Origin of the sequence: Janthinobacterium violaceinigrum (genome assembly GCF_009208555.1) — a bacterium.
Lineage (GTDB): Bacteria > Pseudomonadota > Gammaproteobacteria > Burkholderiales > Burkholderiaceae_D > Janthinobacterium > Janthinobacterium violaceinigrum.
Genome location: NZ_WFLI01000033.1, coordinates 17,554 through 30,844, shown reverse-complemented (window position 1 = coordinate 30,844; position 13,291 = coordinate 17,554). Strand labels below are relative to the sequence as shown.

General features: G+C 66.1%; 12 protein-coding genes. 8 read left to right on the top strand and 4 right to left on the bottom strand.

The features are described from left to right. The first annotated feature begins 96 nt into the window (after positions 1-96). Positions 97-1,374, top strand: a complete 1,278-nt coding sequence (locus GCN75_RS22470; RefSeq protein ID WP_152284373.1) for an MFS transporter — start codon at positions 97-99, stop codon at positions 1,372-1,374. Here GCN75_RS22470 and GCN75_RS22465 read toward each other — a convergent pair. Next, entirely contained in the window at positions 1,371-2,030 is a 660-nt protein-coding gene (locus GCN75_RS22465) for a helix-turn-helix transcriptional regulator (RefSeq protein WP_152284372.1), read from the bottom strand. The genes GCN75_RS22470 and GCN75_RS22465 overlap by 4 nt on opposite strands. A gap of 125 nt (positions 2,031-2,155) precedes the next feature. Between GCN75_RS22465 and GCN75_RS22460 the strand changes: the two genes are divergently transcribed. The 5 genes from GCN75_RS22460 to GCN75_RS22440 all read left to right on the top strand — a co-directional run bounded on the left by GCN75_RS22460 (position 2,156) and on the right by GCN75_RS22440 (position 8,936). Further along, positions 2,156-2,635 (top strand): DUF2165 family protein, encoded by a 480-nt coding sequence (locus GCN75_RS22460; RefSeq protein ID WP_152284371.1) that lies wholly within the window; start codon positions 2,156-2,158, stop codon positions 2,633-2,635. Between the two features lie 81 nt (positions 2,636-2,716). Then, a complete protein-coding gene (locus tag GCN75_RS22455; RefSeq protein WP_152284370.1) occupies positions 2,717-3,814 on the top strand; it encodes an efflux RND transporter periplasmic adaptor subunit in 1,098 nt (365 codons plus the stop codon). Positions 3,815-3,829: 15 nt separating this feature from the next. Continuing rightward, entirely contained in the window at positions 3,830-6,937 is a 3,108-nt protein-coding gene (locus GCN75_RS22450; RefSeq protein WP_152284369.1) for a MexW/MexI family multidrug efflux RND transporter permease subunit, read from the top strand. 9 nt (positions 6,938-6,946) lie between these two features. Continuing rightward, positions 6,947-8,335 (top strand): efflux transporter outer membrane subunit, encoded by a 1,389-nt coding sequence (locus tag GCN75_RS22445; RefSeq protein WP_193317607.1) that lies wholly within the window; start codon positions 6,947-6,949, stop codon positions 8,333-8,335. 25 nt (positions 8,336-8,360) lie between these two features. Further along, entirely contained in the window at positions 8,361-8,936 is a 576-nt protein-coding gene (locus GCN75_RS22440; protein ID WP_152284367.1) for a DUF1349 domain-containing protein, read from the top strand. Between the two features lie 22 nt (positions 8,937-8,958). Here GCN75_RS22440 and GCN75_RS22435 read toward each other — a convergent pair whose 3' ends face one another. From GCN75_RS22435 to GCN75_RS22425, 3 genes are all read right to left on the bottom strand, one after another. Continuing rightward, positions 8,959-9,375, bottom strand: a complete 417-nt coding sequence (locus GCN75_RS22435; protein ID WP_152284366.1) for a hypothetical protein — start codon at positions 9,373-9,375, stop codon at positions 8,959-8,961. Between the two features lie 79 nt (positions 9,376-9,454). Continuing rightward, the gene (locus tag GCN75_RS22430; protein WP_226941519.1) at positions 9,455-9,862 is read right to left on the bottom strand and encodes a DUF4440 domain-containing protein; all 408 of its coding nucleotides are present in this window, start codon (positions 9,860-9,862) and stop codon (positions 9,455-9,457) included. Continuing rightward, positions 9,859-11,280 carry an MFS transporter gene (locus GCN75_RS22425; RefSeq protein ID WP_152284365.1) on the bottom strand — a complete coding sequence of 474 codons (1,422 nt, stop codon included), beginning with the start codon at positions 11,278-11,280 and terminating at the stop codon, positions 9,859-9,861. The genes GCN75_RS22430 and GCN75_RS22425 overlap by 4 nt, the downstream gene beginning before the upstream one ends. A 127-nt stretch (positions 11,281-11,407) precedes the next feature. On the opposite strand from GCN75_RS22425, the gene GCN75_RS22420 reads away from it, so the two are divergent. After that, positions 11,408-12,310, top strand: coding sequence for a LysR family transcriptional regulator (locus GCN75_RS22420; protein WP_152284364.1), 903 nt, complete (start codon positions 11,408-11,410; stop codon positions 12,308-12,310). Between the two features lie 139 nt (positions 12,311-12,449). Then, the gene (locus GCN75_RS22415; protein ID WP_152284363.1) at positions 12,450-13,283 is read left to right on the top strand and encodes a hypothetical protein; all 834 of its coding nucleotides are present in this window, start codon (positions 12,450-12,452) and stop codon (positions 13,281-13,283) included. Positions 13,284-13,291: the final 8 nt, after the last annotated feature.

The following is a 13,291-nucleotide window of genomic DNA, read 5'->3' as shown; positions in this document are numbered from 1 at the left end:
TCCGGTTTTATGGGATGGTTAATCGTAAATTATCTGATATTCAGAATGATCGTAGCGCGCAACACTGTCAGGGTCAACCACTTTCTCCTCCCTGCCATGACCACCAGTTGCCCAGTCGTTCCCGTTCCCGTCGCCGTCCCCTCGCCCGCGCTGGGCGATGCCCACCGCTGGAAAGTGCTGGCCGTGGGCGTGGCCGCCAATGCCAGCTTTTCCGCCGCCGCCAACGGCATGCCCACGACGGCCATCTGGCTGCGCAGCGGCTATCACCTGAGCAATACGCAGCTGGGGGTGGCGCTGGGCGCCATGGGCCTGGGCGTGGCCCTGACCGAATTGCCGTGGGGCATGGCTACCGACCGCTGGGGCGACCGCCCCGTGCTGCTGGCGGGCTTGCTGGGCACCATGCTGGCCTTGCTGGCCCTGCTGCTGTGGATCACGCCCGCTGACGGCGCCGTGCCGCCCTTGTGGGCGCTGGCGGCGGGACTGGCGGCAGTCGGCGTGCTGGGCGGCAGCGTGAATGGTGCCAGCGGCCGCGCCGTGATGCGCTGGTTCGGCACGGGCGAACGGGGTTTTGCGATGAGCATCCGCCAGACGGCCGTGCCCCTCGGTGGCGGCCTCGGCGCCCTCGTCCTGCCCAGCCTGGCGTCACATTATGGCTTTGTGCCCGTGTTTGGCGCCCTGGCCTGCGTATGCGGCCTGTCGGCGTTTTTCACGTGGCGATGGATGCATGAGCCAGATTTCTCTGCCGAGGCCGCCACGGGCCCGCAAAACGCGTCCACGGGCCTGATTGCGGTCACGCCTGCGCCGCCCCTGCCGGGTCCACTCAAAAACCGCAAAGTCTGGCGCATGGTGGCGGCCATCGGCTTGCTGTGCGTGCCCCAGTTTGCCGTGCTCAGCTACGCCACCGTCTTCCTGCACGACCATGGCCACCTGGGCCTGGCTGCCATCACGGCCGTGATGGTGGCCCTGCAGGCGGGCGCCATGGTGATGCGCATCTGGAGCGGACGCCATACGGACCGCCACGCGAACCGGCCCGCCTATCTGCGCGGCTCGGCCCTGGTGGCCTTGGCGTCATTCATTGTGCTGGGATGCATCGCCTGGCTGGCGGCGCCGGGCTGGCTGTTGATGGCCGCGGTGGTGGCCGCCGGCATCGCCGTATCCGCCTGGCATGGCGTGGCCTACACGGAACTGGCCACGGAAGCGGGCGGCGCCAATGCGGGCACGGCCCTGGGTATGGCGAACACGGCCGTCTATGTGGGCCTGTTCCTCACGCCGATCGCCATCCCGCACCTGCGGGCGGCCAGCAACTGGCCCGTCGTGTGGTGGCTGGCGGGGCTGGTGGCGCTGGCCGCCCGGCCCCTGTTTCCGAAAGCCTAGGGCAAAGGAGAAATGCGGTAGATGCAGCGCATCGCGTTCGTGAGCAAATGCTGCTCGCGCACGATGGTCGCGCCCGGCCCCACCACTTCCTGGAACAGCTGCAGTTCGGAGCGGCAAAAGCCCTGGCAGGTGCGCGCGGCAGCGCAGATGGGGCAATGGTCTTCGATCAGCAGCCAGTCCTTGCCATCCGCTTCCACGCGGGCCATATAGCCCTCTTCATCGCGCACGGTGGCCAGCTGCTGCAGCCGCGTGGGCAAGTCCGGCGCCGAGCACGCCAGCGCATACGCGCTGCGGCTTTCCTCTTCGCGCTGCGTGATCAGTTTATCGAGCCCCGCTTCGCCGAACAGCTGGCGCACGGAACCGATCAGCTTGATCGTCAGCTGCGCATGCGTGTCGGGAAAGCGCGCATTGCCTGCTTCCGTCAAGACCCAGTTCTGGCGCGGCCGTCCCGCGCCCGCCTGCGCTTCCTGGCGCCCCTCGATGAGGCCTGCGGCTACCAGCTTCTGCACTTGCTGGCGCGCCGCCTCGCCCGTCATGTCCAGGGTCTTGGCCAGGGTGGCCGTGGAGACGGGTCCCTTGGTCTTGATGAAATACAGGATGCGCTCCGTCGTTTGCGGCGCATCCTGATTATCCAAACGTTTACTTGTGTAATTCATTTCACTCAACTATCATGGGGCCAGTTAACCAACTAATTGCTTGCATAATAGGCCGGTAGTTCCCCGCTGTCGAGGAGTTTCCACGTCCGTATGCCGGCAAGGTACTCTTTTGACAGGATTTTCCCATGCAACTGTCTGACTCGATCTGGCTGTTTCACGCCATCCTCGCCACCGGCCTGGCCATCTGGCTCAGCCTGGCCACCCTCAACAACCTGCACGCCTTCCACGGCTCCGTCTGGGCCATCGGCAACACCATGCGCATGGATCCGCTGCGCCAGGACCCGACCACCCAGACGCCGCTGCTGCGCCGCGCGCTCACCTCGCTGGCCGTGCACCGCATTGCGCTGGGCGTGGTGCTGGCCTTGCAACTGCTGGCCGCCATCGCCGCCTGGACGGGCGTGACCCTGTTCTTGGGCGCGTCGCTGATGGCTGCGCTGCCCTGGCTGAACCTGGCCTTGTGCGCCATGGCCGCCTTCCTGCTGCTGATGCACCTGGGCGGCCTGTGGTTCGGCTACTGGATCGCCCAGGAAGGCTTGCAGACGACGCACCTGGTGCTGCTGCTGTGGAGCATCGGCCTGTTTTTCCTCTTTAACGTTCACTTCTGACGCGCAGCGGACCTGACCAGCCTCCGCTGCGCCCCTTCCTCCCTTTGTCGTTATCCCTTTCTTGCAGTAAAGGACCTCATCATGAATACGAAAATTGTTGGCGCCTCCGCGCTGGCCATCGCCCTGGCCGTCGCGGGCGCCGCGCTCTACCCGCGCGCCGACTCCCATGCGGCCGGTGCCGCCTACCCCACCACCAAGGTGGCGCTGGTGCCCGTCGTGCTGGGCACGCAGGAGCGTTTCTTTGCCGGCGTGGGCGAGCTGGAAGCGGCGCGCCAGGTGCAGGTGGCGGCCGAAACGGGCGGACGCGTCACGCAGATCCGCTTTGAATCGGGGCAGAGCGTGGCGGCCGGCGCCGTCCTCGTGCAGCTCAATGACGCCCAGGAACAGGCGGCCCTGCTGCGCCAGCGCGCACAGCTGAAAAACGCGGAAAGCAGCCATGCCCGCGCGGCGCAGATGGTCAGGGAAAAAGCGGCCACGCAGGAGCAGCTCGATGCGGCGCTGGCCGCGCGCGATGCGGCCCTGGGCGACGTGCGCCAGACGGAAGCGCTGATCGCGCAAAAGACCATCCGCGCGCCGTTCGCGGGGCAGCTGGGCATCCGCAAGGTGCACGCGGGCCAGTACCTGAACGCGGCCGACACGGTGGCCAGCCTGATCGACACAAGGTCGCTGCTGGTGAACTTCGCCCTCGATGAACAGAGCAGCGCGGTACTGGCGCCGGGCCAGGCCGTGCAAGTGCTGGTGGACGCCTATCCGAATCAGGTCTTCACGGCGAAGATCAACGCCATCGACCCATTGATCGCCCGCTCGCGCATGGTGCAGGTGCAGGCGGCGCTGACCGATCCCCGTGGCGCGCTCAAGGCGGGCATGTATGCGAATGTGCGCGTGGCGCGCGAGGCTGGCCGGCAGCTGACGGTGCCGGAAACGGCGGTGACCTACAGCGCATATGGCGACACGGTGTTTGTGGCGCAGCAGGAAGGCAGGCAGCCGCTCACCGTCAAGCGCGTGGGCGTGAAACTGGGCGAGCGGGCAGGGGGCCGCGTGGCCATCCTGGACGGCTTGCGCGAGGGCCAGCGCGTGGTCGCCTCGGGCCAGCTGAAACTGGCCGACGGCATGGCCGTGCAGGCCGTGGCCAATACCCTCGATGAAGTCAAACGCGCCGCGCCCAAAGCCGGTTCTTAAGCGAAGGCCACTACCATGAAATTGACCGATTTATTCGTGCGCCGCCCCGTGCTGGCGCTGGTGATCAGCACCTTGATTCTGATGCTGGGCGTGATCGCCATCAAGCAGCTGCCGATCCGCCAATACCCGATGCTCGAATCGTCCACCATCACGGTGAAGACCACGTATCCGGGCGCCTCGGCGGAACTGATGCAGGGTTTTGTCACGCAGCCGATCGCGCAAGCCGTGTCGTCCGTGGAAGGCATCGATTACCTGACGTCGTCGTCCGTGCAGGGCAGCAGCACGGTCACCGTGCGCATGGAACTGAACCGCGATTCCACGCAGGCGCTGACGGAAGTCATGGCCAAGGTCAACCAGGTGCGCTACAAGCTGCCCGAAGGCGCTTTCGATCCCGTCATCGAGCGCGCGGCCGGCGATTCCTCGGCCGTCGCCTATGTGGGCTTTGCCAGCGAGAGCGTGTCCGCGCCCGCGCTGACGGATTACCTGGCGCGCGTGGTGCAGCCGATGTTCGCCACCATCGACGGCGTGGCCAAGGTCGACGTGTATGGCGGCCAGCAGCTGGCCATGCGTTTGTGGATCGACCCGGCAAAACTGGCCGCGCGGGGCTTGACGGCGGCCGACGTGGCCGATGCCGTGCGGCGCAATAACTACCAGACGGCGCCCGGCAAGGTGAAGGGACAGTTCGTCGTCGCTAACATCAGCGTCAACACGGACCTGACCAGCGTGGCGGAGTTCCGCGACATGGTCATCCGCAAGGGCGGCGATGAAAAGGATAGCGCCGCCCTCGTGCGTTTGAAGGACGTGGGCACGGTGGAACTGGGCGCTGCGGCGACGGAAACAAGCGGCATCATGGACGGCGTGCCGGCCGTGTATCTGGGCCTGTCGCCCACGCCCGGCGGCAACCCTCTGGTGATCGTCGACGGCATCAAGAAGCTGCTGCCCGAGATCCAGAAAACCCTGCCGCCAGGCGTGAAGGTCGAGCTGGCGTTCGAGACGGCGCGCTTCATCCAGTCCTCCATCGACGAAGTGGCGCACACCCTGCTTGAAGCGCTGCTCATCGTCGTCATCGTCATCTACCTGTGCATGGGTTCCCTGCGCTCCGTGCTCATTCCCGTCGTGACGATCCCCCTGTCGATGCTGGGCGCGGCGGCACTGATGCTGGCCTTCGGCTTCAGCATCAATTTGCTCACCCTGCTGGCGATGGTGCTGGCCGTGGGCCTGGTGGTCGATGACGCCATCGTCGTGGTGGAAAACGTGCACCGGCATATCGAGGAAGGCAAGACGCCCGTGGCGGCCGCCCTGGTGGGCGCGCGCGAAGTGGCCGGCCCCGTCGTCGCCATGACCATCACCCTGGCGGCCGTGTATGCGCCCATCGGCATGATGGGGGGGCTCACCGGCGCGCTGTTCAAGGAATTCGCGCTGACCCTGGCCGGCGCCGTGGTGGTGTCGGGCGTGGTGGCGCTGACCTTGTCTCCCGTGATGAGCTCCTTGCTGCTGCAGCCGAAACAATCGGAAGGGCGCATGGCGCGCGCCGCCGAGCGTTTCTTCGACGGCTTGACCACGCGCTACGCGCGCCTGCTAGACCGCTCGCTGCACCACCGCTGGCTCAGTGCCGGTTTCGCCGCGCTGGTGATGGTCAGCTTGCCGTTTCTGTACCTGCTGCCGCAGCGCGAGCTGGCGCCCGCGGAAGACCAGGCCAGCGTGCTGACGGCGATCAAGGCGCCGCAGCATGCCAACCTCGATTACGTGGAACGCTTCTCGTACAAGCTCGATGACATCTACAAGAATGTGCCGGAAACGGCGTCGCGCTGGATCATCAACGGCGGCGAAGGCCCGGCGTCGAGCATCGGCGGCATCAACCTGACGCCGTGGGCCGAACGTTCGCGCAATGCGGCCGTCATCCAGGCCGAATTGCAGCACGCCGTGGGCGACGTGGAAGGCACCAGCATCTTCGCTTTCCAGCTGGCGCCCTTGCCGGGATCGAGCGGCGGCTTGCCCGTGCAGATGGTGCTGCGCAGCGCGCAGGATTACGCCACCCTGTTCCGCACCATGGAAGACGTCAAGCAGCGCGCGCGCGACAGCGGCCTGTTTGCCGTCGTCGACAGCGACCTCGATTACAACAACCCTGTCGTCAAGGTGCGCGTGGACCGCTCGAAGGCGAACAGCCTGGGCATCCGCATGCAGGACATCGGTGTATCGCTGGCCGTGCTGGTGGGCGAGAATTATCTGAACCGCTTCGGCATGGATGGCCGCGCATACGACGTCATCGCGCAAAGCCCGCGCGAGCAGCGCTTGACGGCGCAAGCCCTGACGCAGCAGTACGTGCGCGCCGACGATGGCAGCCTGCTGCCCCTGTCCGCCGTCGTGTCGGTGACGGAACAGATCGAGCCGAACATGCTGACCCAGTTCAACCAGCAAAATGCGGCCACCTTCCAGGGCGTGCCGGCACCGGGCGTGACCCTGGGCGACGCCGTCGCCTTCCTCGATGGCGTGGCGAAAACCCTGCCGCCCGGCTTCAGCTACGACTGGCAATCGGATGCGCGCCAGTTCGCCACGGAAGGCAATGCCCTGCTGCTGGCCTTCCTCGCGGCCGTCGTCGTGATTTACCTCGTGCTGGCGGCGCAGTATGAAAGCCTGACGGACCCGCTGATCATCCTGATCACGGTACCGCTGTCGATCTGCGGCGCCCTGATCCCGCTGGCCCTCGGCTACGCCACCGTCAACATCTACACGCAGATCGGCCTCGTGACCCTGATCGGCTTGATCAGCAAGCACGGGATCCTGATGGTGGAATTTGCCAACGAATTGCAGGTGCATGAACGGCTGGACCGCCTCAGCGCCATCCGCAAGGCGGCGCAGATCCGCCTGCGCCCGATCCTGATGACGACGGCCGCCATGGTGGTGGGCCTGGTGCCGCTGCTGTTCGCGTCCGGCGCCGGCGCCAACAGCCGTTTCGGCCTGGGCGTGGTGATCGTGTCGGGCATGTTGATCGGCACCTTTTTTACCCTGTTCGTGCTGCCCACCGTGTACACCTTCCTGGCCCGCCGTCACGCGGCCGACGATGCCACGCCGCGCGCACGCGATCTGTCGCAGGCGCTGGCGCAAGACGCTGCGCCACACTAAGGAATCCACATGAAAAAACGACTGTTTCCCCTTGCTGTCATTGCTCTGCTGGCCGGCTGCGCCGTCAGCCCCGCCTACATCGCGCCGGGCACGCCCGACATCCATCTGGCCAGCCCGCAGCAAGCGCAGTTTGCGCCTGGCCAGGCCGCTGCCGGCGACACCGCCTGGTGGACGTTTTTCGACGATGCGCGCCTGTCGCAGCTGATCGCCAGCGCCTTGGCGCACAACCTCGATATCGCGCAGGCGCAGGCAAACCTGCTGGCCGCGCGTGCCGTCTTCGACGAGCGCCGCCTCGATGAACTGCCCACCGTCACGGGCCAGGCAGGATGGCGGCGCAGCGTGCAGCAGGATGCGCCAGACAGCCGCGCCGCCAGCGCCAGCACGCGCGCGGGTTTCGATGCGCAATGGGAGATCGACCTGTTCGGCCGCCTCGCGCACGTCACCCGCTCGGCACAGGCGCGCGCCGACGCGGCGCAGGCGGATTTGCGCCAGGTCCAGCTGACGATAGCCGCCGAGGTGGCACGCAATTACTACGAAGCGCTCGGTTACCAGCAAAACCTGGCGCTGACGCAGGCGCAGATACAAAGCTGGCGCGACACGGTGGCGTTGACCGACGCGCGCATCCGCGCCGGCAGCGGCTTGCCGGAAGAGCGCCACAACGCGCTGGCCAACCTGGCGCGCAGCGAGGCGGCCTTGCCGCCGTTGCAGGCGGGCTTGCGCCAGGCGCAGTACCGGCTCGATGTCCTGAGCGGTCAGGCACCGGGCGCCATCGCGCTGGCCACCATGCCGCGGCAACAGGCGCCGCTGGCGGGCCAGCTGCCGCTGGGCGACGTAAACGAGTTGATCAAGCACCGTCCCGACGTGGTGCGCGCCGAACGCCTGCTGGCCGCCTCCAGCGAAGACGTGGGGGCCGCCACGGCAGACCTGTATCCGCGCCTGAGCCTCGGTGGTTTTCTAGGCTTCTTTGCGCTGCGCGGCAGCAGCGTGTTCGACGGCGGCGCGCGCGCCTTCGAGGTGGCGCCCTCCGTCAGCTATCCGGCCTTCCGCCTGGGCAGCGTGAAGGCACGTTTGCGCGGCACGCAGGCCGAGGCGCAAGGCGCGCTGGCCCGCTATGCGCAGACGCTGCTGGTCGCGCAGGAAGACGTGGAAAACGCCGTCACGCAGCTGGCGGAAAACCAGGCGCGCTTGGCCTCCTTGCTGCAGTCGGCACGCCACGGCAATGCGGCGCTCGATATCGCCAGCACGCGCTATCGGGGCGGCGCCGGCAGCTACCAGGCCGTGCTGGAAAACCAGCGCGCCCTGTTCGATATCCGGCGCGAAGCGCTGCTGGCGGAAACGGCGTCCTACATCGACGCGATTGCCCTGTACAAGGCGCTGGGATGGGGGCAAACTATGTGATCTTTTTAGCCCGGAAAGGCACGCGATGTTCACGCAAGGCAGCTGGCTCAATCCACCGGAAAACTGGTCCGCCGACGATGCGCAGCTGCGCGTGACAACGGATGCGGGCACGGATTTCTGGCGCAAGACTCACTATGGCTTTATCCGCGACAGCGGCCACTTTTTCGGCACGGACGTCGACGGCGATTTTACGGCGCAGCTGCACGTGGCGGCGCAGTATGCCGCACTGTACGACCAGGCCGGCTTGATGGTGCGCATCGACGAGCAGAACTGGATCAAATGCGGCGTCGAATTTTCCGACGGCCAGCTGCTGCTCAGCACAGTGCTGACGGTGGAACACTCCGACTGGGCCGTCAGCCTGGCGCCCGCCATACCCGACGGTTTCTGGCTGCGCGTGACGGTGGCACAAGGCGCCATCCGCGTGCAGTATTCGACCGATGGCCAGCGCTGGCCGCTGCTGCGCCTGGCGCCGTTTCCCGCGGCATCGCGCTACCGCGTCGGGCCCATGTGCTGCACGCCGGAACGCGGTGGCCTGGAGGTGGAATTTTCCCGGTTTTCCATCGGCCCGGCGCAGCGCAAGGACTTGCACGACCTCACGTGAGTGCCCGCGTGTGCATGGCGCATCAGACGGCGGAATCGAGCCACTGACTGGCGATGCACCATTGCCGCACATCGGCGATCAGCTGCGCTGAAACGGGCTGGAGCCCCGGAAGTTTTTTCTCGTATTTCCGGATGCTGGCGGCAAAAAAAGTGAAGAAAGCGGTGCCGATCAATTTGCGTTGCCCAGGCGTGTCTTTTTTCACCGGCACGAAGTCTTCCTCTTCCATGGCGATATCGAGGCCGAACATCTTGTCGCTGGCGTAATAGCGGCAGAATGTTTTTCGCTGCAAGTCTTTTGGCACGCAGCGCAGGCAGACAAACAATTCCCAGTCGAGATCAGGATATTTTTCTTCCATCAAGGGACCAAGCTGCCGCAGTTCATGAGCAATGTCAAAGACCTTGGTCCAGCTTGGCGAGTCCGATGTCGTGTCTATGCGCATCTGTGTTTTCTCCGAGTGCAAGAAGCGCATGATACGCGCATCGTGCTTCAGGCAGCGCGCGTGCCACCACGTGGCAAGATCAATCCGCCCGCGCCACCCACGTTTCGTGCAGATGGCGCCACAGCAGGCTACCAGCCGGTGTTTTGTCATACACGACGGTCGACAGCCGCTCGGTGTTTTCTGCGCCGGGCAGCGACTGGAATTCGCGGTAAGACACGGTGGCGCCGGTGGCGCTGTCCTGTATCAATGTCAGGTCGGAAATACGCATGATGAGGCCCGGACGGCTGCCGCCGGCGCCCTGGAAAAACGCCGTCAAGCCAGCATGGTCGAGCGGCTTGCCGCCCGGCGCCACCATCGTGAACCCGGGTGAAAAACGCGCGAGCAAATTGGCGCAATGTTCGGGTGCCGTGGCTGCACCCGAAAGCCACTCGCGGATCAGCACATGCGTGGATAACACGTCGTCAAAACAGGGGTTCATTGTCTTCATTTTTTCGCTACTCCATGGTGATGTAAAAGGTCGAGAATGGCGCGGTTATCGATGCGCGCGCACAGCGCCAACGGCAGCACGCACGAGGCGGCGGCCAGCGCAAAACACCAGTGAAACACCTGCGCCGCGCGCGCATGCTGGGCGGGGTCGTCCAGCGAGCTAATGCCGTGCGCCGCCAGCAGGCTGTTGAGCAGCACGCTGAGCAGCGCCACGCCCAGGCAAAAGCCCAGCTGGCGGTTGATGTTCCACACGGCGCTGGCCTGGCTCAGCTGCCCGTCCGGCATGCGCAGGAACGCCGTGCTTTGCGCCGTGCTGCTGCACAAGCCGCCGCCAAAGCCCATCACGGCATACGCGCCGGCCAGCCAGAACAACTGGCCCGCCGAGTCCACCCGCAGCAGCAGCAGCATGCCCGCCGCCTGCAGCAGCGCACCAGCGATGAACAGCGGTTGCGGCCCCACGCGGCGGTAGCTTTTCCCCGTCAGCGAAATGGCCGCAAACGAGGCCAGCGCCCACGGCAGCATCAGCGCGCCCGCCGTGGACGCGGGCATGCCCAGCACGCCCTGCAGGTACAGCATGGCCAGCAGGCTCACGCCCATGAACACGCCCGGCACCAGCAGGTACATGAGCATGGACACGCGCAGCAGGGGTTCGGTAGCCAGGCGCAGGTTGAGCAGGGGCGTGGATTTGCGCAGCGCGCCGCGCACATAGCCCCACGCGCAGGCGGCGCCCAGCGCCAGCACGCCGGCGCCGGCCAGCCACGCGCCCGGCGTGCCCAGCATGGTCAGGCCCAGCAGCAGCAGCAAAATCGCCGTGCTGCCCGCCAGCAGGCCGCCCGTATCGAGACGGGGAACGGCAGCGCGCGGGGGATCGGGACGCAGCCAGCAGACGGCCAGCAGCAGCGTCAGCACGGCAAACGGCACGTTCAGGTAAAAGATCGCCCGCCACGACAGGCTGTCGACGATCGCACCGCCCAAGGCAGGCGACAGGGCGGGCGCCAGCAAGCCCACCAGCATGATGACGGAGGACAGGCCGGGCCGCTCGGCGGGCTGGTACAGCTGGTAGGTCATGCTTTGCCCCAGCGGGATCAGCAAGCCGCCGCCGAGCCCCTGCACGCAGCGCCAGGCGATCAGCGCCTCGATCGACTGCGCCAGGCCGGCGCCGATGCTGGCGCACAAAAAGATTAGCAAAGAAGACACAAACACCGTTTTGCTGCCATAATAGGCAGCCAGCCAGGCGCTGGCTGGGATGACGATGGTCAGGCCGAGAATGTAGGCGGTGCTGATCCAGGCCAGCTGCGCCACCGAGGCGTGCAAGGCATGGCCGATGTCGGGGTAGGCGACGCTGGTGATGAACATGTTGATCAGGTCGACGAAAAACCCCAGCAGATAGATGGCCGCGACTTTTTTGCGATAGTCCATGGTGCTCCGAATGGCAAACGGCCAGCTTAAGCGCCGCAGGCCATTTGCGTAACGGGCCAGCCCCGATTACACTGTCAAACAAATTTTGACAAACCTCGGAAACCCGCATGTTTACTCATTTTTATTTATGATCAGTCTTGACCGCCTGGGTATTTTCATCGCCATCGTCGACGCCGGTTCGCTGACGGCCGCCGCCGCCGTGCTGGGCCAGAGCAAGGCCGTCGTCAGTTTCAATTTGAAACAGCTGGAAGCGGAGCTGGGTGTGTCGCTGCTCACGCGCAGCACGCGCAGCCTGGCGCTGACGGACGTGGGGCGGCGCTTTTACGAGGATTGCCAGCGCGTGCTCAGCGAAGCGCACGGCGCCATCGAGACGGCGCGCCAGGGCCACCAGGGCTTGCGCGGCACCCTGCGCCTGACCACCACCGTGGAATACGGCAGCCGCACGGTGGTCCCCGCGCTGATCGCCTTTGCCGCCGCCCATCCGCAGCTGCAGATCCAGCATTCCTCGTCGTCCTCGCACGAAGACCTGATTTCGGGCGGCTATGACCTGGCCATCCGCATGGGGTCCCTCAACGATTCGAGCTACCGCGCCGCGCTGATCGAGCCGTACGCGATCTGGCCCGTCGCCTCGCCCGCCTACCTGGCCAGCCTGCCCGGCCGCGACATCGCCACCTTGCCCGACCTGCAGCGCGCGCGCTGGCTGGCGCACAGCCGCCTCGCGTCGCCCCTGCGCTGGGACGTGCAGACGCCGGACGGCCCCGCCGCCTTTGCCGCGCAGGACGATGCCGCCATCCATTCCGATTCCGCCTCGGCCCTGCTGGGCTTTGCCCTGGGTGGCTGCGGCGTGGCCCTGCTGCCCGAATGGCTGGTGGCCGCCGAGGTGCGCGCGGGACGCCTGCGCCGCCTGCTGCCCGACGTCGTCTTCCCGGAGCAGGGCGTGTATGCCGTGTACCCGAACACGCAGCATATTGCGGAAAAAGTGCGCGCCTTTATCGACTTTTTGCGCGCGTTCGTAGGCACGCCCGCCTGAGGTTTCACGTGGCGCCACGGCATCCATATCAGGTCGCCAACACTTGTTGAACACAACGATTTCCAAGGGGCAAACGAGCGCCCCTTTCGTTTTTCACGGCCTACACTGAAAGGACGTTGTTCACCGATTGGAGACCATCATGGCACATACATTGGCAGCAGTTTTCGTCCTGCGCGATATGGCCGAGCGCGCCCGGCACGACCTGATCACGGCGGGCTTTCCCAGCGCCAACATCCGCCTGCACGATGCGGGCGGTGACGATATTTCCGCAGCGGAAAACATCCGCCGCGACGACAGCGACAACCTGCTCGACAACATCAAGCATTTCTTTACGGACCTGTTCGGCAGCCACGCCGACCGCCACATCTATGCGGAAGCCGTGCGGCGCGGACATGTCGTGCTGACCTTGGAAGAGGCGAGCGACGCCGATATCCAGCGCGCCACGGACCTCGTCGAGCGCTACGCGCCGCTCGACATCGATGCGCACGCCGAGCACTGGCGCGCCGGCGGCTGGCAAGGCGCACCCACCAGCGACAGCGCGATGCGCCAGGGCGCCAGCATGCAGTCAGGCGCGCCATCGCAGCAGGGCACGCCGGCCGGCAACGTGAACGCGGCGACATCCACATCGCAGCAATTTGCGGGCGGCATGGCAGCGCCGCCGCCGTCCAGCGCAGGCGCCAACGTGCGCCGCTATCCCGGCGCCGACAACCTGCCCGGCACCAGCTACGACGACGAGCAGTACTACCGCAACCACTGGAGCAGCCAGTACGCGTCCAGCGGCGGGCGCTTCGACGACTACGATCCCGCCTACCGCTATGGCCATTCGATGGCGGGCAGCGACAGCTACCGGGGACAAGGCTGGGAGCAGGTCGAGCCCGAGCTGCGCAGCAACTGGGAACACACGTATCCCCAGTCCGCGTGGGACGACTTCAAGGCGGCCGTCAGGCATGGCTGGGAACGCGTGACGTCCTGACGGGCGGC

Bases quoted from the DNA above. Each gene is read 5' to 3' on its own strand.
- GCN75_RS22460 (WP_152284371.1), top strand. From the start codon at position 2,156: ATGCAACTGTCTGACTCGATCTGGCTGTTTCACGCCATCCTCGCCACC.
- GCN75_RS22430 (WP_226941519.1), bottom strand. From the start codon at position 9,862: ATGAAGACAATGAACCCCTGTTTTGACGACGTGTTATCCACGCATGTG.
- GCN75_RS22445 (WP_193317607.1), top strand. From the start codon at position 6,947: ATGAAAAAACGACTGTTTCCCCTTGCTGTCATTGCTCTGCTGGCCGGC.
- GCN75_RS22435 (WP_152284366.1), bottom strand. From the start codon at position 9,375: ATGCGCATAGACACGACATCGGACTCGCCAAGCTGGACCAAGGTCTTT.
- GCN75_RS22450 (WP_152284369.1), top strand. From the start codon at position 3,830: ATGAAATTGACCGATTTATTCGTGCGCCGCCCCGTGCTGGCGCTGGTG.
- GCN75_RS22455 (WP_152284370.1), top strand. From the start codon at position 2,717: ATGAATACGAAAATTGTTGGCGCCTCCGCGCTGGCCATCGCCCTGGCC.
- GCN75_RS22465 (WP_152284372.1), bottom strand. From the start codon at position 2,030: ATGAATTACACAAGTAAACGTTTGGATAATCAGGATGCGCCGCAAACG.
- GCN75_RS22415 (WP_152284363.1), top strand. From the start codon at position 12,450: ATGGCACATACATTGGCAGCAGTTTTCGTCCTGCGCGATATGGCCGAG.
- GCN75_RS22425 (WP_152284365.1), bottom strand. From the start codon at position 11,280: ATGGACTATCGCAAAAAAGTCGCGGCCATCTATCTGCTGGGGTTTTTC.
- GCN75_RS22420 (WP_152284364.1), top strand. From the start codon at position 11,408: ATGATCAGTCTTGACCGCCTGGGTATTTTCATCGCCATCGTCGACGCC.
- GCN75_RS22440 (WP_152284367.1), top strand. From the start codon at position 8,361: ATGTTCACGCAAGGCAGCTGGCTCAATCCACCGGAAAACTGGTCCGCC.
- GCN75_RS22470 (WP_152284373.1), top strand. From the start codon at position 97: ATGACCACCAGTTGCCCAGTCGTTCCCGTTCCCGTCGCCGTCCCCTCG.